Annotated in this window: 23 protein-coding genes; 15 read left to right on the top strand and 8 right to left on the bottom strand. The window is 68.9% G+C overall.

What is annotated here, in order from left to right:
• The first annotated feature begins 187 nt into the window (after positions 1-187).
• From ACIGKL_RS24805 to modC, 4 genes are all read left to right on the top strand, one after another.
• On the top strand, positions 188-814 hold the full coding sequence (locus tag ACIGKL_RS24805; protein ID WP_397489004.1) for a class I SAM-dependent DNA methyltransferase: 627 nt from the start codon (positions 188-190) through the stop codon (positions 812-814).
• Between the two features lie 136 nt (positions 815-950).
• Entirely contained in the window at positions 951-1700 is a 750-nt protein-coding gene (gene modA, locus ACIGKL_RS24800) for a molybdate ABC transporter substrate-binding protein (protein ID WP_397489003.1), read from the top strand.
• Positions 1701-1712: 12 nt separating this feature from the next.
• Positions 1713-2393 carry a molybdate ABC transporter permease subunit gene (modB, locus tag ACIGKL_RS24795; protein ID WP_397489002.1) on the top strand — a complete coding sequence of 227 codons (681 nt, stop codon included), beginning with the start codon at positions 1713-1715 and terminating at the stop codon, positions 2391-2393.
• Positions 2393-3517 carry a molybdenum ABC transporter ATP-binding protein gene (gene modC / locus ACIGKL_RS24790; protein WP_397489001.1) on the top strand — a complete coding sequence of 375 codons (1125 nt, stop codon included), beginning with the start codon at positions 2393-2395 and terminating at the stop codon, positions 3515-3517. Before modB ends, modC begins: the two co-directional genes overlap by 1 nt.
• Positions 3518-3995: 478 nt before the next feature.
• On the opposite strand, the gene ACIGKL_RS24785 is transcribed toward modC, so the two are convergent.
• Positions 3996-4820, bottom strand: coding sequence for a sigma 54-interacting transcriptional regulator (locus tag ACIGKL_RS24785; protein WP_397489000.1), 825 nt, complete (start codon positions 4818-4820; stop codon positions 3996-3998).
• Between the two features lie 302 nt (positions 4821-5122).
• A complete protein-coding gene (locus tag ACIGKL_RS24780; protein WP_397488999.1) occupies positions 5123-5704 on the bottom strand; it encodes an RBBP9/YdeN family alpha/beta hydrolase in 582 nt (193 codons plus the stop codon).
• Positions 5705-5925: 221 nt separating this feature from the next.
• Here ACIGKL_RS24780 and oscA point away from each other — a divergent pair, with 221 nt between their 5' ends.
• From oscA to ACIGKL_RS24755, 5 genes are all read left to right on the top strand, one after another.
• The gene (gene oscA / locus ACIGKL_RS24775; protein WP_397488998.1) at positions 5926-6108 is read left to right on the top strand and encodes a sulfur starvation response protein OscA; all 183 of its coding nucleotides are present in this window, start codon (positions 5926-5928) and stop codon (positions 6106-6108) included.
• A gap of 153 nt (positions 6109-6261) precedes the next feature.
• Positions 6262-7257 (top strand): sulfate ABC transporter substrate-binding protein, encoded by a 996-nt coding sequence (locus tag ACIGKL_RS24770; RefSeq protein WP_397488997.1) that lies wholly within the window; start codon positions 6262-6264, stop codon positions 7255-7257.
• A 123-nt stretch (positions 7258-7380) separates the two neighbouring features.
• Positions 7381-8199, top strand: coding sequence for a sulfate ABC transporter permease subunit CysT (gene cysT, locus ACIGKL_RS24765; protein WP_397488996.1), 819 nt, complete (start codon positions 7381-7383; stop codon positions 8197-8199).
• 10 nt (positions 8200-8209) lie between these two features.
• Positions 8210-9082, top strand: coding sequence for a sulfate ABC transporter permease subunit CysW (gene cysW, locus ACIGKL_RS24760; RefSeq protein WP_397488995.1), 873 nt, complete (start codon positions 8210-8212; stop codon positions 9080-9082).
• 3 nt (positions 9083-9085) lie between these two features.
• A complete protein-coding gene (locus ACIGKL_RS24755) occupies positions 9086-10078 on the top strand; it encodes a sulfate/molybdate ABC transporter ATP-binding protein (RefSeq protein WP_397488994.1) in 993 nt (330 codons plus the stop codon).
• Between the two features lie 99 nt (positions 10079-10177).
• Here the strand turns inward: ACIGKL_RS24755 and ACIGKL_RS24750 are convergent, their stop codons facing one another.
• On the bottom strand, positions 10178-10870 hold the full coding sequence (locus ACIGKL_RS24750) for an ArsR/SmtB family transcription factor (protein WP_397488993.1): 693 nt from the start codon (positions 10868-10870) through the stop codon (positions 10178-10180).
• 85 nt (positions 10871-10955) lie between these two features.
• Here ACIGKL_RS24750 and ACIGKL_RS24745 point away from each other — a divergent pair, with 85 nt between their 5' ends.
• Both ACIGKL_RS24745 and ACIGKL_RS24740 read left to right on the top strand, forming a co-directional pair.
• Positions 10956-11306, top strand: coding sequence for an antibiotic biosynthesis monooxygenase family protein (locus tag ACIGKL_RS24745; RefSeq protein WP_397488992.1), 351 nt, complete (start codon positions 10956-10958; stop codon positions 11304-11306).
• The gene (locus ACIGKL_RS24740) at positions 11299-12048 is read left to right on the top strand and encodes a sulfite exporter TauE/SafE family protein (protein WP_397488991.1); all 750 of its coding nucleotides are present in this window, start codon (positions 11299-11301) and stop codon (positions 12046-12048) included. The genes ACIGKL_RS24745 and ACIGKL_RS24740 overlap by 8 nt, the downstream gene beginning before the upstream one ends.
• A gap of 42 nt (positions 12049-12090) precedes the next feature.
• Here the strand turns inward: ACIGKL_RS24740 and ACIGKL_RS24735 are convergent, their stop codons facing one another.
• Positions 12091-12492, bottom strand: a complete 402-nt coding sequence (locus tag ACIGKL_RS24735; protein WP_397488990.1) for a hypothetical protein — start codon at positions 12490-12492, stop codon at positions 12091-12093.
• 124 nt (positions 12493-12616) lie between these two features.
• Here ACIGKL_RS24735 and ACIGKL_RS24730 point away from each other — a divergent pair, with 124 nt between their 5' ends.
• Positions 12617-13402, top strand: coding sequence for a helix-turn-helix domain-containing protein (locus ACIGKL_RS24730; RefSeq protein WP_397488989.1), 786 nt, complete (start codon positions 12617-12619; stop codon positions 13400-13402).
• A gap of 150 nt (positions 13403-13552) precedes the next feature.
• The gene (locus tag ACIGKL_RS24725; RefSeq protein ID WP_397488988.1) at positions 13553-14299 is read left to right on the top strand and encodes a hypothetical protein; all 747 of its coding nucleotides are present in this window, start codon (positions 13553-13555) and stop codon (positions 14297-14299) included.
• 178 nt (positions 14300-14477) lie between these two features.
• Here the strand turns inward: ACIGKL_RS24725 and ACIGKL_RS24720 are convergent, their stop codons facing one another.
• Entirely contained in the window at positions 14478-15002 is a 525-nt protein-coding gene (locus ACIGKL_RS24720; RefSeq protein ID WP_397488987.1) for a DUF962 domain-containing protein, read from the bottom strand.
• A 95-nt stretch (positions 15003-15097) separates the two neighbouring features.
• Between ACIGKL_RS24720 and ACIGKL_RS24715 the strand changes: the two genes are divergently transcribed.
• Positions 15098-15781 (top strand): Crp/Fnr family transcriptional regulator, encoded by a 684-nt coding sequence (locus ACIGKL_RS24715; protein WP_397488986.1) that lies wholly within the window; start codon positions 15098-15100, stop codon positions 15779-15781.
• 57 nt (positions 15782-15838) lie between these two features.
• On the top strand, positions 15839-17788 hold the full coding sequence (locus ACIGKL_RS24710) for an alkaline phosphatase family protein (RefSeq protein WP_397488985.1): 1950 nt from the start codon (positions 15839-15841) through the stop codon (positions 17786-17788).
• Between the two features lie 17 nt (positions 17789-17805).
• On the opposite strand, the gene ACIGKL_RS24705 is transcribed toward ACIGKL_RS24710, so the two are convergent.
• The 3 genes from ACIGKL_RS24705 to ACIGKL_RS24695 all read right to left on the bottom strand — a co-directional run.
• The gene (locus ACIGKL_RS24705; protein WP_397488984.1) at positions 17806-18573 is read right to left on the bottom strand and encodes a 3-hydroxybutyrate dehydrogenase; all 768 of its coding nucleotides are present in this window, start codon (positions 18571-18573) and stop codon (positions 17806-17808) included.
• A gap of 136 nt (positions 18574-18709) precedes the next feature.
• Positions 18710-19975 (bottom strand): OprD family porin, encoded by a 1266-nt coding sequence (locus ACIGKL_RS24700; RefSeq protein ID WP_397488983.1) that lies wholly within the window; start codon positions 19973-19975, stop codon positions 18710-18712.
• A 437-nt stretch (positions 19976-20412) separates the two neighbouring features.
• The coding region (locus ACIGKL_RS24695) for a sigma 54-interacting transcriptional regulator (RefSeq protein WP_397488982.1) at positions 20413-21198 on the bottom strand (786 nt) is incomplete at its 5' end.

Raw genomic sequence — 21198 nt, 5'->3', positions numbered from 1 at the left:
GGCGAACAGGCTGTTGCGCGGGTTGCGCCATGCAGCGACGGGTGGCCTCACCCTGGTCGCGGCTAAAGCCCCTCCCACAGCGCCAGCCGCAGGAAGCGCTTTCGACCGAGTCGCAGCGGCGAGGCAAGCGCTGCTACCCCGGCCGGCCGGGAGCGGGTTTAATGCCTGTATTTGCCGGATCATGACCATGCCCCTGAGCCAAGACGAACTCGCCCGGATCAGCGCCCTGACCCTGGCCCATTACCAGGACTGCGCCGAGGATTTTCGCGCGGGTACCCGCGATCACGACGTCAGCCAGAACGTCGCCGCGCTGCTCGCGCATATCCAGGCCGAGCCGCCCTACCGGATTCTCGACTTCGGCTGCGGCCCGGGGCGCGACCTGCGCACCTTCGCCGCCCTCGGCCACCAGCCGGTCGGCCTCGACGGCTGTCCGCGCTTCGTCGAGATGGCGCGGGCGGACAGCGGCTGCGAGGTCTGGCTGCAGGACTTTCTCGACCTCGACCTGCCCAGCGCGCGCTTCGACGGCATCTTCGCCAACGCCAGCCTGTTCCACGTGCCGGACCAGCAGTTGCCGCAGGTGCTCGGCCAGTTGCATGCCGCGCTGAAACCCGGCGGCGTGCTGCTGAGCTCCAACCCGCGCGGCGACAACCAGGAGGGCTGGAACGGCGAGCGCTACGGCGCCTACCACGACCTGGCGCACTGGCGCGCACGCCTCGAGGCCGCCGGCTTCGTCGAACTGGAGCACTACTACCGCCCCGCCGGCCTGCCGCGCGAGCAGCAGCCCTGGCTGGCCAGCGTGTGGCGGCGGCGCTGAGCATGGGCTTGACTTGCTGGTCAGCTATTGCCCAAGATGCCGCCTTCCCCTCAGCCAAAGCGCCAGGGCCGACCGCCCTTGGCGGCGTCGCCGGTCACGCGCTATATAGAAAACTAAACAACGCCACGGAGGCGCCATGTTCCGCTCCCGCCATCTGCTGTTCGTCCTGCTGCTCGCCGGCGCCGGCCCGGCCCTCGCCGCCGAGGTGCAGGTGGCCGTGGCCGCCAACTTCACCGCGCCGCTGCAGGCCATCGCCGCCAGGTTCGAGCAGGCCAGCGGGCACAAGCTGGTCGCCGCCTTCGGCGCCACCGGGCAGTTCTATGCGCAGATCAAGCACGGCGCGCCCTTCGAGGTGCTGCTGGCCGCCGACGCCAGCACCCCGGCCAGGCTGGAGAGCGAGGGCGAGACGGTCGCCGGTTCGCGTTTCACCTACGCCATCGGCGGCCTGGCGCTGTGGTCGGCCGACGTCAACCGCCTCGACGGCAGCCCCGCCGCCCTGCACGCCGGCGAGTTCGCCCACCTGGCCATCGCCAACCCGCAGGCCGCGCCCTACGGCCTGGCCGCCATCCAGGTGCTGGACAAGCTGGGCCTGCGCGAGGCGGTCCAGGGCAAGCTGGTGGAGGGGCAGAACATCACCCATGCGCACCAGTTCGTCTCCACCGGCAACGCCGAGCTGGGCTTCGTCGCCCTGTCCCAGGTGTACCAGAACGGCCGGCTCAGCAGCGGTTCGGCCTGGATAGTGCCGCAGGCGCTGTACGACCCGATCAGGCAGGATGCGGTGATCCTCAAGCGGGGGGCGAACAACCCGGCCGCCGCCGCGCTGATGGAATACCTCAGGGGCCCGGAAGCGGCCGCGATCATCGAATCCTTCGGCTATAAGCTGTAATCGGAACCCCGCATGCCGCTGTCCCAGCACGACCTCGACGCCATCTGGCTGACCCTGCAGCTGGCCTCGCTGACCACCCTGCTCCTGCTGCTGATCGGCACGCCCATCGCCTGGTGGCTGGCGCGTACCCGCTCGCGGCTGAAGCAGCCGATCGGCGCCATAGTCGCGCTGCCGCTGGTGCTGCCGCCGACGGTGCTCGGCTTCTACCTGCTGGTGAGCATGGGGCCCAACGGTTTCATCGGCCATCTGACCCAGAGCCTCGGCCTGGGCACCTTCACCTTCAGCTTCACCGGCCTGGTGATCGCCTCGGTGTTCTACTCGCTGCCCTTCGTCGTGCAGCCGCTGCAGAACGCCTTCGAGGCCATCGGCCGCGCCCCGCTGGAGGCCGCCGCGACCCTGCGCGCGGGGCCCTGGGATGCCTTCTTCAGCGTGGTGCTGCCGCTCGCCCGCCCCGGCCTGATGACCGCCGCCGTGCTCGGCTTCGCCCACACCGTCGGCGAGTTCGGCGTGGTGCTGATGATCGGCGGCAATATCCCCGGCAAGACCCAGGTGGCCTCGGTGCAGATCTACAACCATGTGGAGACCATGAACTACGCCCAGGCCCACTGGCTGGCCGGCGGCATGGTGCTGTTCTCCTTTTTCGTGCTGCTCGCGCTCTACTCCGGGCGCGCCGGCAAGTCGAGGGTGTGGTGATGTTCGCTTTCGCCAAACCCCCGGCCCCCGCCGTGACGGACGACGGCCGCATCCGCGCGCGCTTTCTGGTGCAGCACCCGGACTTTCGCCTGGACGTCGACCTCGACCTGCCGGGTCGCGGCGTCAGCGCCCTGTTCGGCCATTCCGGCTCGGGCAAGACCAGCTGCCTGCGCTGCTTCGCCGGCCTGGACCGCCCGCAAGAGGGTCGTCTGCAGTTGGCCGGCGAGCTGTGGCAGGACAGCGCCAGCGGCCATTTCCTGCCGGCGCACCAGCGCGCCATCGGCTACGTGTTCCAGGACGCCAACCTGTTCCCCCACCTCAGCGTGCGGCGCAACCTGGAGTACGGCCAGCGGCGCATCCCCGCCGCCCAGCGCCAGGTGGCGCTGGACCAGGCGCTGGAGCTGCTCGGCATCGGCCACCTGCTCGAACGCCTGCCGGCCAGCCTGTCCGGCGGCGAGCGCCAGCGCGTCGGTATCGCCCGCGCGCTGCTGACCAGCCCACGGCTGCTGCTGATGGACGAGCCGCTGGCCTCGCTGGACATCAAGCGCAAGCAGGAAGTGCTGCCCTACCTGGAGAGGCTGCATGAGGAGCTGGAGATTCCCGTGCTCTACGTCAGCCACGCGCCCGACGAGGTGGCGCGCCTGGCCGACCACCTGGTGCTGCTCGACGAAGGCCAGGTCCGCGCCAGCGGCCCGCTCAAGGAAACCCTGCTGCGCGCCGACCTGCCCTTCGCCAGCGATGACGACGCCGAGGCGGTGATCGACGGCCGGGTCGCGAACCACGACGCCGCCTACCAGTTGCTCAGCCTCGGCCTGCCCGGCAGCGAGGCACGCCTGCGCCTGCCGCACGCGGCGCTGCCGGCGGGCTACCGGGTACGGGTGAAGATCAAGGCGCGCGACGTCAGCCTCAGCCTGCGGCGCGCCGAGGGCAGCAGCCTGCTCAACCTGCTGCCGGTGACGGTGGCCGACTGGCGCGCCCTCGACGCCCAGGTGCTGCTGACCCTGCGCCTGGGCGAGCAGCGCCTGCTGGCGCGGATCACCCGCTACTCCTTCGACCAGCTCGGCATCCACGCCGGCCAGGCGCTGTGGGCGCAGGTCAAGTCGGTGTCGCTGCTGGCGCCGTAGGTTGGGCTGAGGAGCCTGCGACGAAGCCCAACGGCTGGGCTGGAGCGTCAGGCGGAGGGAGCGCCGGGCGCAGTGCTGCGGGTCGCCGGGCAGGTGCCGCGGATCGTCGAGCGGAGTGCTGCGCACTCCCTGTTGGGCTTCGCTGCGCTCAGCGCCAACCTACCCCGAACCGGCCAGTTCGCGCCTGTACACCCGCGGAGAGCCTGGTGCGCACAGCGCACCCTAGCCCCGTAGGTTGGGCTGAGGAGCCTGCGACGAAGCCCAACGGCTGGGCTGGAGCGTCAGGCGGAGGAAGCGCCGGGCGCAGTGCTGCGGATGGTCGGGCAGGTGCCGCGGATCGTCGAGCGGAGTGCCGCGGATCGCCGAGCGGAGTGCTGCGCACTCCCTGTTGGGCTTCGCTGCGCTCAGCGCCAACCTACCCCGAACCGGCCAGTTCGCGCCTGTACACCCGCGGAGAGCCCGGTGCGCACAGCGCACCCTAGGAGATGCCCGGCAGCTGCAGGTGCTGCGGGCCGATCTCGGCGCTGCCGGCCAGCAGCAGGGCGAAGTGGATGACGTTCTCCAGCTCGCGGGTGTTGCCCGGCCAGCTGTGCGCCTCCAGCACGCTCTGCGCTGCGGGGCTGATCGGCGGGATGGCCAGGCCCAGGCGCTGGGCATGGCTGCCGAGGAAATACTCGGCCAGCGGCAGGATGTCGCCGACCCGCTGGCGCAGCGCCGGCAGCTCGAGCAGGCCGTCGCCCAGGTAGGCATGCAGGCGCGCGTCGAAGGTGCCGGCGGCCACCGCGCGGGCCAGGTCGATGCTGCTGGCCGCCACCAGCCGCACGTCCACCGGCAACGCCTGGCCGGCGCCGACGCGGTACAGCTCGCGGGTTTCCAGCGCGGCGAGCAGCTTGCCCTGCAGCGGCCGCGGCAGGTCGGCGATCTCGTCCAGGTAGAGCGTGCCGCCGTTGGCCGAGCCGAACCAGCCGGCGCGGCTGCTGGCGCCGCCGACATGGGCGCCGGCGACGTGACCGAACAGCTCGGCCTCGCCCCATTGCGGGCTGATGGCGCCGCCGCTGACCGCGACGAACAGCCCGCCGCGCTCGCTGTGGCGGTGGATGTAGCGGGCCAGCAGCTCCTTGCCGGTGCCGCTCTCGCCGCGGATCAGCAGCGCCTGATTGCCCGGCGCCAGGGCCTCGGCGCGCTCGCGCAGCTGGCGCGAGCGCGGGTCGACGAACACCAACGCCTTGGCGCGGATGCTCAGCGGGCTCTTGTCGACCTCGGCGAAGGTCAGGGCTGGCGCAATGTTCGGCGAAAACGGCATGTCCTGGGGCTCCGGAACGGCGGGCGAATAAAAAGGTGATGTCTGCGTTAAGGAAACTCTGAAATAACCCTCATTCCCGCGCAGGCGGGACAGCAGCTTTATCGCTGAACAGCGCTTGCGCTGGCCCGCAGGGGAATAATCCAGAACCTATGTAGTCCTGGGCTCCCGCCTTCGCGGGAGTGACGATAAATGGCTTTTTCAGGACCTCCTTAAGTGTTGGGAGTAGGTACAGCCAATAAAAAAGAGCGGGCGGCTGCCTGGCCCGATCCCGCTCCGAAAAGGGTCGCGCTGCGCTGGGTGGATCAGGCGCGCAACCGCGCCTGCTGCTCGATCCGCCCCTGCAGGCGATACAGATAGCCAAAGCCCTGCTCCCAGTGGCGATGCCCGGACTTGACGTTGATATGTCCTGCACCACTGAGGATCGCCGCCTCGCTGCCCCACTGCCGGGCCAGTTCGAGAGCCCGCGCGGCGCTGGCCGCGGCGTCGCTGTCGGAGCCGATCAGCAGGCTGGGAAAGGGCAGCAGAGCGCGCGGAATCGGCGCGAAGTTCTGCAGCGGTTCGGGGCAACCGGGTCGCTCGACATCGGCCGGCGCCACCAACAAGGCGCCACGCACCCGGCGCAGCAACTCGGCAGGCGCCTGCGCCGCCCAATGCGCCACGGTGACGCAACCCAGGCTATGGGCGATGAGGATGGTCGGGCGCGGATCGACCGCCACGGCCTGGTTCAGCGCCGCCACCCAATCGCCGCGCCGGGGATTGAGCCAGTCGCCCTGCTCCACCCGCGCGCTGTTCGGCAGGCTGCGCTGCCAATGGCTCTGCCAGTGCTCCTCGGGCGAGCCCTGCCAGCCCGGCAGGATCAGATAACGGATTGCTTCGCTGCCCATGACGGCGCCTCCTGAAGTCGAATGGCGCCAGTCTAGGCAGCATGGATCAAACCTAAAAAGAATAAGAATTTATTTGCTTATTCCATTAATCCCAAAATCTCAATATTCCAAAAAGACATATAAATGTTCTTAAACAATATTTTTAAGAATATTTCAGCCTGCCTAGTATCCGCTCCACGCCAGCCAGACGCTGCGGCGCCCGACAACCTAGGAACCTGGAAATGACCGCGACGCTGAGCAACCTCGAAGGCCAGGACGAAGCCAGCATCCTGCGCGAGATCCAGACTGCCCTGCAGGGCCTGAAATTCGGCTCGGTGGAAATCACCGTGCACAACGGCCAGGTGGTGCAGATCGAACGCAAGGAAAAGATTCGCCTGCAGCCGCCCGGCAGCAAGAACACCTGAACCCAGCAAGCAGCCCGACTGGACCACCGGAGGGCGTGACCATGAACAGAGCCCAGCCATGAACACGCACCGCCACCGTTGCTGTCGCCCGCGAATGTGCGACTGACCGCCACGAACCAGAGCCAAGCTAAAAATCCAGTTAGGAGCTGCACCATGTCCATTCGTCGTTTTGCCCTGGCCGCACTGGCCAGCAGTCTGATCGCCGGCCCTGCCGCCGCCCAGACCCTGCTCAATGTGTCGTACGACCCGACCCGTGAGCTCTACAGCGAGTTCAACGCCGCCTTCAACCAGCACTGGCAGGCCCAGGGCAACGAGGCGGTGACCATCCAGCAGTCCCACGGCGGCTCGGGCAAGCAGGCCCGCGCGGTGATCGACGGCCTGCGCGCCGACGTGGTGACCCTGGCCCTGGCCGGCGACATCGACGAGCTGTACAAGCTCGGCAAGCTGATCCCGGAGAACTGGCAGGAGCGCCTGCCGGACGCCAGCACCCCCTACACCTCGACCATCGTGTTCCTGGTGCGCAAGGGCAACCCCGAAGGCATCAAGGACTGGGACGACCTGGTCAAGCCGGGCGTGGCAGTGATCACCCCCAACCCGAAGACCTCCGGCGGCGCGCGCTGGAACTTCCTCGCCGCCTGGGCCTACGCCCAGCAGAAGTACGGCAGCGAAGCCGAGGCCAAGGCCTTCGTCGAGAAGCTGTACAAGAACGTGCCGGTGCTGGATACCGGGGCGCGCGGCTCGACCATCACCTTCGTCAACAACGGCATCGGCGACGTGCTGCTGGCCTGGGAGAACGAGGCCTTCCTGGCGCTCAAGGAAGAAGGCGGGGAGAACTTCGAGATCGTCGCGCCGTCGCTGTCGATCCTCGCCGAACCGCCGGTGAGCCTGGTCGATGCGAACGTCGACAAGAAGGGCACGCGCCAGGTCGCCGAAGCCTACCTGAACTACCTGTACAGCGAGCAAGGCCAGCGCATCGCCGCCAAGCACTTCTACCGCCCGCGCAACCAGGCGATTGCCGCCGAGTTCGCCGAGCAGTTCCCGCAGCTCAAGCTGGTGACCATCGACGCTGACTTCGGCGGCTGGAAAACCGCGCAGCCGAAGTTCTTCAACGACGGCGGCCTGTTCGACCAGATCTACCAGGCCCAGTGATCCGTAGGGTGGACATGGCGAAGCCTTGTCCACCACGGCCGCCGCTCAATCGGTGGACTAGCCGCGCTGCGGCAAGTCCACCCTACTTGTCGCTTGCAGCTTGAGGCTTGCCGCCGAGGTCCTATGTCTCGCCGTACTTCCCCCGTCATACCCGGCTTCGGGCTGACGCTGGGTTACACCCTGGTGTACCTCAGCCTGTTGGTGCTGATTCCCCTGGGCGCCATGTTCGTCCATGCCGCCCAGCTCACCTGGGAACAGTTCTGGGCGATCGTTTTCTCGCCACGGGTGCTGGCCGCGCTGAAGCTCAGCTTCGGCACCGCCTTGCTCGCCGCCGTGATCAACGGCGTGATCGGTACCCTGCTGGCCTGGGTGCTGGTGCGTTACCGCTTCCCCGGACGCAAGATCATCGAGGCGATGATCGACCTGCCGTTCGCCCTGCCCACCGCCGTTGCCGGTATCGCCCTGACCGCGCTCTATGCGCCCAATGGCCTGATCGGCCAGTTCGCCACGTCCCTGGGTTTCAAGATCGCCTACACCCCGCTGGGCATCACCCTGGCGCTGACCTTCGTCACCCTGCCCTTCGTGGTGCGCACCCTGCAGCCGGTGCTGGCCGACATTCCCCGCGAGGTCGAGGAAGCCGCCGCCTGCCTGGGCGCCAAGCCGTTGCAGGTGGCGCGCCATGTGCTGCTGCCGGCGCTGCTGCCGGCCTGGCTGACCGGCTTCGCCCTGGCCTTCGCCCGCGGCGTCGGCGAGTACGGATCCGTCATTTTTATAGCCGGCAATATGCCGATGAAGACCGAGATCCTGCCGCTGCTGATCATGGTGCAGCTGGACCAGTACAACTACGCCGGCGCCACCGCCATCGGCGTGCTGATGCTGGTGGTGTCGTTCATCCTGCTGCTGCTGATCAACCTGCTGCAGCGCCGTATCAGCCGTTCTTGAGGAGCCAGGCATGTCATCTGCAACCCTGACGGCCAGTGCCGTCAACAACGCCGCGCGTCGCGGCAACGCCCTGGGCCGGCGCCTGCTGATTCTCTCGGCCTGGCTGGTGTTCGCCTTCTTCCTGCTGCTGCCGCTGTTGGTGGTGGCGAGCGAGGCGCTCAAGCAGGGCGCAGGCACCTTCGTCGCCGCGATTCTCGAGCCCGATGCGATCAGCGCGCTGAAACTGACCCTGCTCGCCGTCGGCATCGCCGTGCCGCTCAACCTGGTGTTCGGCGTGGCCGCCGCCTGGTGCGTGAGCAAGTACGAGTTCCGCGGCAAGAGCCTGCTGGTGACCCTGATCGACCTGCCGTTCTCGGTGTCGCCGGTGATCGCCGGGCTGATCTACGTGCTGCTGTTCGGTGCCCAGGGCTTCTTCGGCCCCTGGCTGCGCGAGCACGACATCCAGATCATCTTCGCCCTGCCGGGCATAGTCCTCGCCACGGTGTTCGTCACCGTGCCCTTCGTCGCCCGCGAGCTGATCCCGCTGATGCAGGAGCAGGGCACGCAGGAGGAAGAGGCCGCGCGCCTGCTCGGCGCGGGTGGCTGGCAGATGTTCTGGCACGTGACCCTGCCCAATATCAAATGGGGGCTGATCTACGGCGTGGTGCTGTGCACCGCGCGGGCCATGGGCGAATTCGGCGCGGTATCGGTGGTGTCCGGGCATATCCGCGGCTACACCAACACCCTGCCGCTGCACGTCGAGATTCTCTACAACGAATACAACCACGTCGCCGCCTTCAGCGTGGCCAGCCTGTTGCTGCTGCTGGCGCTGCTGATCCTGCTGCTCAAGCAGTGGAGCGAGTCCCGTATCAACCGCCGCAAAGCCAGCGCCGGCGAGGAATAAGCCATGAGCATCGAAATCCGCAACGTCAGCAAGAACTTCAATGCCTTCAAGGCGCTCAACGAGATCAACCTGAACATCCAGAGCGGCGAGCTGGTCGCCCTGCTCGGCCCCTCCGGCTGCGGCAAGACCACCCTGCTGCGCATCATCGCCGGCCTGGAAACCCCGGACAGCGGCAGCATCCAGTTCCATGGCGAGGACGTCTCCAACCACGACGTGCGCGATCGCAACGTCGGCTTCGTGTTCCAGCACTACGCGCTGTTCCGCCATATGACGGTGTTCGACAACGTCGCCTTCGGCCTGCGCATAAAGCCCAAGAAGCAACGCCTGCCCGAGGCGCAGATCAGCAAAAAGGTGCACGAACTGCTCGACCTGGTGCAGCTCGACTGGCTCGGCGACCGCTACCCCGAGCAGCTCTCCGGCGGCCAGCGCCAGCGCATCGCCCTGGCCCGCGCGCTGGCGGTGGAGCCGCGCGTGCTGTTGCTCGACGAGCCGTTCGGCGCCCTCGACGCCAAGGTGCGCAAGGAGCTGCGCCGCTGGCTGGCGCGCCTGCACGAGGACGTGCACCTGACCAGCGTGTTCGTCACCCACGACCAGGAAGAGGCCATGGAAGTGGCCGACCGCATCGTGGTGATGAACAAGGGCGTGATCGAACAGATCGGCTCGCCGGCCGAGGTCTACGAGCACCCGGCCAGCGACTTCGTCTACCACTTCCTCGGCGACGCCAACCGCCTCTATGTCGGCGAGGGCGACCATCATCTGCTGTTCCGCCCGCACGAGATCCACCTCTCGCGCCAGGCCGCGGAAGGCCACCAGGCCGGCGAGGTACGCGACATCCGCCCGCTCGGCGCGATCACCCGGGTGACCCTCAAGGTCGCCGGCCAAGCGGAGCCGATCGAAGCGGAAGTGGCCAAGGACCACCTCAGCCTGGCCGGCCTCAGCCGCGGCGAGACGCTGTACTTCAAGCCCAAGGCCGGGCAGCCGACGGCGCGCGGCTAAACGGCACTTCGTCGGGTGGGCTTCAGCCCAGCGAGCGGAGTCAACCTTTGTTTGGTGGGCTGAAGCGGATCGCCGCCCGGCCCACCCAACGGTTTGTCCCTACGGGGCGGCGATCCGAGCGATCTCCCTGCGCCCCTGCGGCGACACGTGCAGCGCCCGCGAAGCGCCGGACGGACGCAACCAGCCCGCCTGCTTGCAGGTTTCCAGCAATGCCGCGCCCAGCGCGCCGCCCAGATGCGGCTTGCGCTCGCTCCAGTCGGGGCAGGCGCAGGCCAGTTGCCGGCGGCGTTTGCGCAGGGCCTCGAGATCGATCCCCAAAGCGCCCAGGGCCGCCGCGCCGGCCTCGCTGAGCTGCACCTGCCCACCCTGCTGAACCAGCCAGCCCGCCGCACTCATGCGCGCGAACAAGCCCACCGCCAGCTCGCCGGCCAGATGGTCGTAGCAGGTGCGCGCCTCGCGCAGCGCCGGCGGCGTGCCGCGCGAGGCCGGTACGGCGCGCGTGCGGCGCGGCTGCAGCGCCTGCGAGGTGGTGGCCAGCGCCTCCAGCAACTGGCCGACCTCGGGGCCGGCGAGGCGGTAGTAGCGGTTGCGGCCATGGCTCTGCGGTAGCAGCAGGCCGCCCTCGACCAGCTTGGTCAGGTGCGCGCTGGTGGACGACGGCGACAACCCGGCGAGCAAGGCCAGTTCGCCGGCCGGCCGCGCGCTGCCATCCATCAGCGCCCAGAGCATGGCGACCCGGCCGGGATCGGCGAGCAGGGCGGCGGTGGAGCTGATCCCCGGTGCGTAATCCATAATTCACCTCGCGACGAAACATGGCGGTCGATGGCTGAAGATACTGGCAGCGAAATCCACCGCGTGCCAGTCAAGGAGAACCGCCATGCTCGCCGTGATCTTCGAAACCGAGGCCAAACCGGGCCAGCGCCAGGACTACCTGGACATCGCCGCCGAGCTGCAGTCGCTGCTCGCCGACCAGCAAGGCTTCATCTCCATCGAACGCTTCCAGAGTCTCAAGCAGCCGGGCAAGGTGCTGTCGCTGTCGTTCTGGCAGGACGAGGCGTCGATTGCCGCCTGGCGCCAGCAGGAGGCCCATCGCCATGCCCAGGCGGCGGGACGGGCGCGGATCTTCGCCGACTACCGCCTGCGCATCGCCCAGGTACTGCGCGACTACGACATGCAGCGGCGCGAACAGGCGCCGGCCGACAGCCGGGTGGAGCACGACCATGACTGAGGGGCTCGCCGGCTACCTGCCGCTGATTCTCGCCACCTTCCTCCTCGCCGGCCTGGTCAAGGGCGTGGTCGGCCTCGGCCTGCCAACCATCTCGGTGGGGCTGCTCGGTCTGGTCATGCCGCCGATGCAGGCGGCGACGCTGCTGCTGGTGCCGTCGATGGTGAGCAATATCTGGCAGCTGGCCGACGGTCGCAGCCCCTGGCCGATGCTGCGGCGGCTGTGGCCGATGCTGCTGGGCATCGTCTGCGGGACACTGCTGATCGCCGTACTGCTGCAGCGTCTGGACGTCCCCGGCGCCGCACGCTGGCTGGGGGTGGCACTGGTGCTTTACGCCGTACTCGGCCTGGCCTCCGTGCACTTTCGCGTCAGCCCCGCGCAGGAGCGCTGGCTGGCACCGCTGGTCGGCGCCGTCACCGGCGGCATCACCGCGGTAACCGGCGTGTTCGTGATTCCCGCGGTGCCCTACCTGCAGGCCATCGGCCTGGAGAAGGACGATCTGGTACAGGCCCTGGGCCTGTCCTTCAGCGTCTCCACCCTGGCCCTGGCGGCGGCACTCGGCCATAGCGGCGAGTTGCTGCAGCCGGCGCTGCTGGGCCTGTCGCTGCTGGCACTGCTGCCAGCCCTGCTGGGCATGGCTGGCGGCCAGTGGCTGCGGCGGCGAATCAGCCCGACGCTGTTCAAGCGCGGGTTCTTCGTCGGCCTGCTGCTGCTCGGCGCCGAACTGGCCCTGCGCAGCAGTTGAGCGCCGGCCGGCGGATACGCCGGCCGGTTGACCCACGGCGTCTCACACCTGGACCGCCCGCGAATACTTCAGCCCATACCACTGCAGCTCGGCGAGCAGCGCCACCGCCAGCGCCTGGGCGACGACGAAGGCGTAGCCGAACAGGTTCGGCGAGACCCAGCCGATCACCAGCAACAACAAGCTGTCGATCACCCAGACGAGATTGACCGCAAGCACCGCCCACACCGCCGGGCGGCTCAGTTCGGCGCGGTTGGCCAGCCATACCAGCATGGCGGCGAACGGCAGCAGCGCGCTGCCGGCGACCAGCAGGAGCAGTCGCGGCAGGTCGAGAAAGGCGCCCAGCCAGCCGGCGGCCAGCACCAGCAGCAGGCCGGTGACGCCGCTGAGCAGGCCGTCGACCAGCAGGGCATTGCGCAGCAGCGGAGAAGGTTGCAGTGCGTTCATGGCGAATCCTCCAGAAGGCGGCACCGGAGCGGTGCCTGGCGCACAGATTTCGCCGAATCGTGCCGGGCGTCGATTACCTGCCAGGTAATGGCCGGCATGACGCCGCTGGACTATGGTGCTGAGCATGAACGATTCCCAGACCGCCGGCGCCCTGCTGCGCCAATGGCGCCAGCGGCGCCGCCTGAGCCAGCTCGACCTCGCCTGCGAGGCGGAGATTTCCACCCGCCACCTGAGCTTCGTCGAAACCGGCCGCGCCCAGCCCAGCCGCGACATGCTGCTGCACCTGGCCGAGCAGCTGGAGATTCCCCTGCGCGAACGCAACCGCCTGCTCGGCGCCGCCGGCTACGCGCCGCTGTACAGCCAGCACGACCTGGCCGACCCGGCACTGGCGCCGGCGCGCCAGGCCATCGAGCAGTTGCTCGAGGCCCACGAACCCTACCCGGCGCTGGCCATCGACCGGCAGTGGAACCTGCTGGCGGCCAATGCCGCCGTGGGCGCCTTCCTCGCCGGCATGCCGGCGTTTCTGCTCGGCCCGCCGCTCAACGTGATGCGCCTGTCGCTGCACCCGCAAGGCCTGGCGCCGCGCATCGCCAACCTGGCGCTGTGGCGCGCGCACCTGCTGCAGCGCCTGCAGCGCGATGCCGAAATCAGCGGCGACGACAGCCTGTTCGCCCTGCTCGAGGAACTGCGCGGCTACCCGGCGCCGGCGGCAGTCGCCGCGCCGCCGAGCGACGCCGTGCTGGTGCCCCTGCAGCTGCACAGCGAGCGCGGCGTGCTGAGCCTGATCAGCACCATCACCGTGTTCGGCACGCCCAACGACGTGACCCTGGCCGAGCTGGCGCTGGAAACCTTCTTCCCCGCCGACGCCTTCACCGCCGCCTACCTGCGCGAACTGGCCGGACGGCCGTAGCGGCCACTGCAACGGCCGATCTGCCGCGCCGCCGGCCTTTTTCCGACGAAATCACACTTTCGGGTCATGCTTCGTGGCCGGCGACGCAGTAGTCTTGACGCTGCGCCTTTGACGCCGCCCCGCTCACAACAATAACAAGGAGCACCCCGGATGCGCTGTAAAGCATTGTTGCGCCACGTTTTTCTCTGGACGCTCGGGCTCTTCGCCGGGCTCTCGCCACTGGCCTTCGCCGAAGCGGTCAGCCCCCAGGAACAGATTCAGGTGCACGCCAGCCGTGCTACCAGCAGCCTCATGCTGTTACGCGGCGAGGGCTTCCAGAAGGTTCATCAGCAACGCCTGGATGCCGACCTGGCCGCTCTGGCCGGGGCCATGCAGAGCCTGCCGCAGGGCAGCGCCGAACTCACCGGCGCCCACCAGACCCTTGTTACCCAACTGCGCGCCGGTGTTTCCTATGGCCCCGGCGAGGAGAACGTGCCCTGGCGCTTCCCGGAAGACCTCAGCCGCGCCCTGCGCGATTTCCTCAGCGCCGCCCGCGCCCTGCCGGGCGGCGAGGGGCAGAGCGAGCTGGCGGCCAAGGTCGAGTACCTTGGCGTGCAGTACCTGGCCCGCTCCTACCTGGGCAACTTCGAGATCGCCCGCGAGCAACCGGATACCTACCTGGGCCAGGACGAACGCCTGCTGCTGCCGGCCATCGACGCCGAGCTGGAGGCCCTGGACAAGCAGGCCAATCCGCAGCTGAGCAAGCTGCAGACCCGCTGGGGTTACCTGCGCGCCGCCCTGGCCGACATGAACAGCCAGAGCAATGCGCTGGCCAGCGTCTCCGGCCGGCCCTTCGCGCCGATCACCGTGGACCGCCACACCCGTTCGCTGACCGCGCAATGGATGGCGATGTTCTAGAAATGCTCGCGGCTGAAGCCCCTCCCACGGTCTCTCGGGATTGTGGGAGGGGCTTCAGCCGTGCTCCAGCGACTTCGTAGGAGCCGCGCCCCGCGGCGAATCGTGCCGACAACACCAATTAGGCGTCACGGCCACGATCGTTTCGCGCCGGGGCGGCGCTCCTACAGGCATGGCAGATTCAGGCCAGCGACTTCTTCTCGCGGATGCAGGTCGGCCCGGCGATGTCCACCACCGCCTGCTCCACCTCCTTGCGCAGGCCGAGCAGGAAGGCCGCTTCGGCGGCGACGAACAGCGGGCCGATGATCAGCCCGCTGAGGTCGTCGACGAAGGCCGGCTTGCGCCCCTCGTAGTAGTGGCCGACGAACTGGATGATCCAGCCGACCACGAACAGGCCGATGCCCGCGCTCAGCCACAGCGCGGTGGAGGCCGCCGCCAGGGCCGCGCCGGCCCACAGGCAGAGGCCCAGCAGCACGGCCATAAGCAGACCGAAACGGCTGTCCAGGCGCAGGTAGAACAGCGCCGAGGCCAGCGCCAGCAGCGTCGCCGGCGCCAGCCACAGGCCGAGCAGCTCGAAGCCGGGGCGCGACAGCAGCACCGCCACCGCCAGCACTATCATGGGAATGCCGATAAAGTGACTGGCGATATTGCGCCGGTCACGGTGATAGGCCGCATATTGGGCCAGGTGATCGACTAGGGTTTTCATGTGGTTGCGGTCCTTTTTCACGACAGGCCCTGGCATGATCGCGCCCCGCTCGTCCGCCACTCTGTCAGCTAGGCGACAAAGCCCAAGGAGCCTCGATGCACGACCCCCATCCCTTCCTCGCCCGCCTGCAGCAGGGCCACTGGTTCGCCGGCCTGCCCGCCGAGCTGCAGGGCGCGCTGCTGGGCATGGCCCAGGTGCTGCAGCTGGAGCCCGGCCAGCGCCTGTTCCGCCGCGGCGACAAGCCCAGCGGGCTGTATGCGGTGGTCGAGGGGGCGATGCGCATCGGCGCGGTCAGCGAGAGCGGCAAGGAGGCGCTGCTGACCCTGGTCGAGCCGCCCTACTGGTTCGGCGAGATCTCCCTGTTCGACGGCCTGCCGCGCACCCACGACGCCTTCGCCGAAAGCGCCAGCAGCCTGCTGCTGCTGCCCCAGGCCGAGCTGCTCGCCCTGCTCGAGGCGCAGCCGCGCTACTGGCGCGACTTCGCCCTGCTGATGAGCCAGAAGCTGCGCCTGGCGTTTATCGCCCTGGAGGAGATGAGCCTGCTGCCGGCCGCGCCGCGCCTGGCCCGGCGCCTGCTGCTGATCGCCGAGAACTACGGCGAGGGCGCGCCGCGGCGAGTGCTGCACCTGGCCCAGGAACAGCTGGCGCTGATGCTGGCGGTCTCAAGGCAGACCACCAACCAGATCCTCAAGGAGCTGGAGGCCCAGGGCATCGTACGCCTGAGCTACGGCGAGATCGAAGTGCTCGACCTCGAACGCCTGCGCCGGGTCGCCGGCTGAACCGCTGGCGCTCTGCCACTGTCGATAACCTGTCTACCCACGCGAGCTTGCCGTCCGATGCCGTCCACCGCCGCCTCCACCCTCCCCGAGATACTCGCCGGCCCGCTGCTGCGTCGCCTGGAGCCCGGCCGCCTGGTGCTGTGGCTGGTGGCCAGCCGGCCGCTGCGGCTGCAGCTGTGCCTGCAGCCCGAGGGCGAGGCCGAGCAGCGGCACGCCCTGGACGAGCATTGCCGGCAACTGCCGCTGGGCCGCCACGCCGTGCTGCACCTGATCGACCTGGCGCTGGCGCAGCCCCTGCCGCAGGACGTGCGCATCGCCTACGACCTGCAGATCGTCGATGGCGACGACGCACGGGGCCTGGCCGACTGGGCGCCGCACCTGCTGTACCACGGCCGCCGCCGCGCCGACTTCGTGCTCAAGGCGCGCATCGACCAGCTGCTCCACGGCTCCTGTCGCAAGCCGCACCATGCGGCCACTGACGGCCTGCTCTGCGCCGACCGCCTGCTGGCCGCACAGCCCGAGGCGGCGCAGCGCCCGGCGCTGCTGCTGATGAGCGGCGACCAGGTCTACGTCGACGACGTCGCCGGGCCGATGCTGTGCGCCATCCACCAGCTGATCGCCCGCCTCGGCCTGTTCGACGAGCGCCTCGAAGGCGCGGTGGTCGAGGACAGCCAGGCGCTGTACGCCGACCCGGTCGGCTACTACCGGCGCGCCGAGCTGCTGCCGGCGCTGAAGAGCAACCAGACCCTGCGCGACAAGTTCTTCGGCGGCGTGGAGAAGCCGATCTTCACCAGCAGCAACGCCGACAACCACCTGGTGACCTTGGCCGAGATGATCGCCATGTACCTGCTGGTCTGGTCGCCCGTGCCCTGGAGCCTGATCGAGGAAGAGCAGCCGCCGCTGGACGCCGAGCAGCAGCGCCGCTACGCCGAGCAGCGGCCGTGCATCGCGGCCTTCCGCCAGTCGCTCGGCCAGGTGGCGCGGGTGCTGGCGCACCTGCCGACGCTGATGATCTTCGACGACCACGACGTCACCGACGACTGGAACCTTTCCGCGCGCTGGGAGCAGACCGCCTACGGCCACCCCTTCTCCAAGCGCATCATCGGCAACGCCCTGCTCGCCTACCTGCTGTGCCAGGGCTGGGGCAACGACCCGGACGCCTTCGCGCAGCCGCTGCAGGCCTGCGGCGAGCTGCTGCGCCAGCGCCAGGACGACCAGCTCGACGCCCGCGCGCAGGACGCGCTGATCGACGCCCTGCTGCAGTTCCAGCACTGGCACTACGTGCTGCCGACCAGCCCGGCGCTGCTGGTGCTGGACACCCGCACCCGCCGCTGGCGCAGCGAGGGCCGCCTGTCGCGGCCGTCCGGGCTGATGGACTGGGAGGCGCTGTGCGAATTCCAGCAGGCGCTGCTCGATCACCCGGCCTGCATCATCGTCTCGCCGGCGCCGATGTTCGGGGTCAAGCTGATCGAGGGCATCCAGAAGCTGTTCACCTACGCCGGCCACCCGCTGCTGGTCGACGCGGAGAACTGGATGGCCCACCGCGGCGCGGCCAGCGTGATGCTCAACATCTTCCGCCACTCGCGCACGCCGGGGGATTTCGTCGTGCTCTCCGGCGACGTGCACTACTCCTTCGTCTACCAGGTGCGCATCCGCCACAAGCGCGCCAGCCCGACCATCTGGCAGATCACCAGCAGCGGCATCAAGAACGAGTTCCCGCCGCGCCTGCTGGACTGGTTCGACCGCCTCAACCGCTGGCTGTACGCGCCCTGGTCGCCGCTCAACTGGCTGACCAAGCGCCGGCGCATGCGCGTCAGCCCGCTGATCCCCGAACGCAGCCGCGCCGGCGAACGCCTGTGGAACGGCGCCGGCCTCGGCCAGGTGTTGTTCGACGCGCAGGGCCGGCCCGAGCGCATCCTCCAGCTCAACGCCGACGGATCAAAGCCTGTGACCTTCGTCGCCGAACGCGACCAGCCGCAGCCGCGCGAGATTGCCGCCAGCCCATAAGAGCCTGGTCTAAGGCCTCACTGCGCCAGCCAGCCACCATCGATATTCCAGGCCGCGCCGCGCACCTGCTGCGCCGCCGGGCTGCAGAGGAACAGCGCCAGCTCGCCCAGTTGCTGCGGGGTGACGAAGGCCTGCGACGGCTGCTTCTCCGCCAGCAGCGCGGCGCGCGCCTGCTCGGGCGATTCGCCGGCGGCGATGCGCGCGTCGATCTGCCGCTGCACCAGCGGGGTGAGTACCCAGCCGGGGCAGATGGCATTGCAGGTGACCCCGCTCAGGGCGGTTTCCAGCGCCACCACCTTGGTCAGGCCGAGCACGCCGTGCTTGGCCGCGACGTAGGCCGCCTTGCCGAGCGAGCCGACGCTGCCGTGCACCGAGGCGACGTTGACGATGCGGCCCCAGTCCTGCGCACGCATGTCCGGCAGGGCCAGGCGCGTGCAATGGAAGACCGCGCTGAGGTTGAGCGCGAGGATCGCGTCCCAGCGCTCGGCCGGGAAGTCCTGCAGCGGCGCGACGTGCTGGATGCCGGCGTTGTTGACCAGGATATCGACCCGGCCGAACTCGCGGCGGGCGTAGTCGAACAGCGCCTCGATCTGCGCCGGGTCGGCGAGGTCGGCGGCGTGGTAGCCGACCCGGCCGTCGTAGCGCGAGAGCTGCTCGGCGGCGGCCTGCCAGTCGCCGAAGCCGTTGAGAATGACGTTGGCGCCGTTGCGCGCCAGCACCTCGGCGATGCCGAGGCCGATGCCGCTGGTCGAGCCGGTGATCAGGGCGGTCTTTGCACTGAGCATCTTGGGGTTCCTTGTCGTTTGAGATGAAGGTGCGGTGGCCATGGCGCACCGCTCACTCGCGTGCCGGAAAAAAGCCGGGCCACACTGGCCCGGCAAGGCTTTCACGAGGAGTAATCGCGATAGGCGGGGCGCGGCCTTACCAGAGCGGCAGGCTGTAGCTGACGATGAAGCGGTTCTCGTCCAGGTCGGCGCCGATATTGCTGCGGGTGGTGGCGTTGCGCAGGCGCAGGCCGAGGTTCTTCAGCGGGCCGTCCTGGAACACGTAGGCCAGGTCGGTGTTGCGTTCCCAGGTCTTGCCTTCGCTTAAGCCGGCGCCGCGGTCGACGTTGTCGCCGGACAGGTAGCGGGTCATAAAGGTCAGCCCCGGCACGCCGAGGGCGGCGAAGTCGAAGTCGTAGCGCAGCTGCCAGGAGCGCTCGTCCTGGTTGCCGAAGTCGTTGATCTGCACCAGGTTGATCAGCGCGTTGTCGGCGCCGGCGATATAGGCGAAGCCGGTGTCGCCGGACAGGTGCTGGTAGCCGGCCGTGAAGCCCTGGGCGCCGAGCCGGTAGGTGAACAGCGCGCCGAAGGCGTCGTTATCGACGTTGCTGCCGCCGTCGTCGCTGGAGCGGGCGAAGCGGATGTCCGACTTGAAGCTCTGCCCCTCGCCCAGCGGCAGCTGATGCACCAGGTTGACCAGGTGCTGCTTATAGATGCCGTCGAGGCCGCCGTAGTAGTAGCTGGTGGCGAGCTCCGGGGTCCACTGGTAGCGGCCGCCGGCGAAGAGGAACTCGTCGCTGCTCTTGGCGCTGCCCAGCACTATGTTGCGCTTGCCGCCGTTGAACACGGTCATCTCCTCGTTATCCGAGGAGTCGCGCTGGTTGACCCGGTCGAGGCGGCCGAGGTCCAGGCTCAGGCCTTCGATCTCGTTGCTGCTCAGCCAGGCGCCGCGGAAGGTCTGCGGCAGCAGGCGGCTGTCGTTGCGCATCAGCGCCGGCAGCACAGGTTGCAGGGTGCCGAGCTTGAGGGTGCTGTTGGAGGCGCGCAGCTTGGCGGTCAGGCCGGCCTCGCCGTATTCGTCCTGGGCGCGCTTGGGCGCCTCGCGGTCGCTCTTGAGGATGCCGGTGCCGACCCGGTCCGGGCTGGAATCGAGCTTGAGGCCGAGCAGGCCGATGGCGTCGATGCCGAAACCGACGGGGCCCTCGGTGTAGCCGGACTCGAAGCGCAACATAAAGCCCTGGGCCCACTCCTCGGCCTTGGCCTGGGTCGCGCCGCTCTGGCGGAAGTCGCGGTTGAAGTAGAAATTGCGGGCATCGAGCACCGCCTTGCTGTCGTCGACGAAGGCCGCGCTGGCCGGGCCGGCGGCGATCAGTACGGCGCCGCCGCAGAGCAGCTGGCAGAGGGAGCTGTGGTGCAGTCGCATGGTATTTCCTCTTGTTGTTATGGGCCGCGTTGCGCGGCCACAAACGCCAGAGCGAGAAGCGTGCCAGCCCCTTGCGGCACGCGGCCTATCGGCGCAATGCCGCGGATTAGAGCCTTTGCTTGAGGATGAAGGTGGTTGATCCAGGACGCCGCAAAGCGTCTGCTGCGCTGGACATGTCGGCTGGCGACTGCACTCGCTGTCCAGCCGGCTGGACGGCCGTCGTCGCCAGGTATCGAGAGCAAGGGAATACGCCGGTTCTTGGTTAGCGGCGCTGGGGATGGTTATCGCCATCTCCACGCAAACCGGGCGCCGCGTAACCCACCATTGCGGTTTGCCGGTAGACCGCCATGGTGGGTTACGGCGCATTGGTGGTTGGCGCCGTCCGCATGCTCGTGGTTCGCGCCTAACCCACCCTACGCATTGCCGCGAGCCCGCCCTCAGCGCTGGCTCAGGCCGTGCTGCTGCAGCTTGCTGTACAGGCTGGCGCGGGAGATGCCCAGCTGCATCGCGGCGCGGCGGCGGTTGCCCTGGCAGGCGAGCAGCATGCTCTGCAGGGCGCGGCGTTCGGCCTGGGCAAGGGTCTGCGCCAGCGGCTGCACCGGCTCGTCGATGCCGGACGCCGCGGCGCTGCTCGCCGGCTCCGCCGCAGCGGCGCTGCCGGGGGCGGCCAGCAGCGGCTGCAGCTGGGGCACATCCAGCAACGGGCCGTCGACATCCAGCTGGGCGCGCTCGAGCAGGTTGCGCAGTTCGCGCACGTTGCCCCTCCAGGGCTGGCGGGCGAGCAGGACCAGCGCCTTGTGGCTCAGCTCCATGGGCGCCTGGGCGGAGCGGTTGGCGATATCGTCGAGCAGGTATTCCACCAGCGCCGGGATATCCTCGCGCCGTTCGCGCAGCGGCGGCACCTGCAGGGCCAGCACGTTGAGGCGGTAGTAGAGGTCGCCGCGGAACTGCCCGGCGGCGACCTTGGCCTCCAGGTCGATATGGGTGGCGGCGATCACCCGCACGTTGAGCGGCTTGACCTGGTTGGAGCCGAGCGGCTCCACCTCCTGCTCCTGCAGCACCCGCAGCAGCTTGGCCTGCAGCGGCAGCGGCAGGTCGCCGATCTCGTCGAGAAACAGGGTGCCGCCGTTGGCCACCTCGAACTTGCCGATGCGCGCCTTGCGTTCGGCGCCGGTGAAGGCTCCGGGGGCGGTGCCGAACAGCTCGGCCTCGACCAGGGTCTC

The organism is Pseudomonas sp. NPDC077186, assembly GCF_044543505.1.
In the GTDB taxonomy this organism is placed as follows: Bacteria; Pseudomonadota; Gammaproteobacteria; order Pseudomonadales; family Pseudomonadaceae; genus Aquipseudomonas.
Note: the sequence above shows the minus strand (reverse complement) of the source record. Positions and strands in the feature narration are given on the sequence as shown.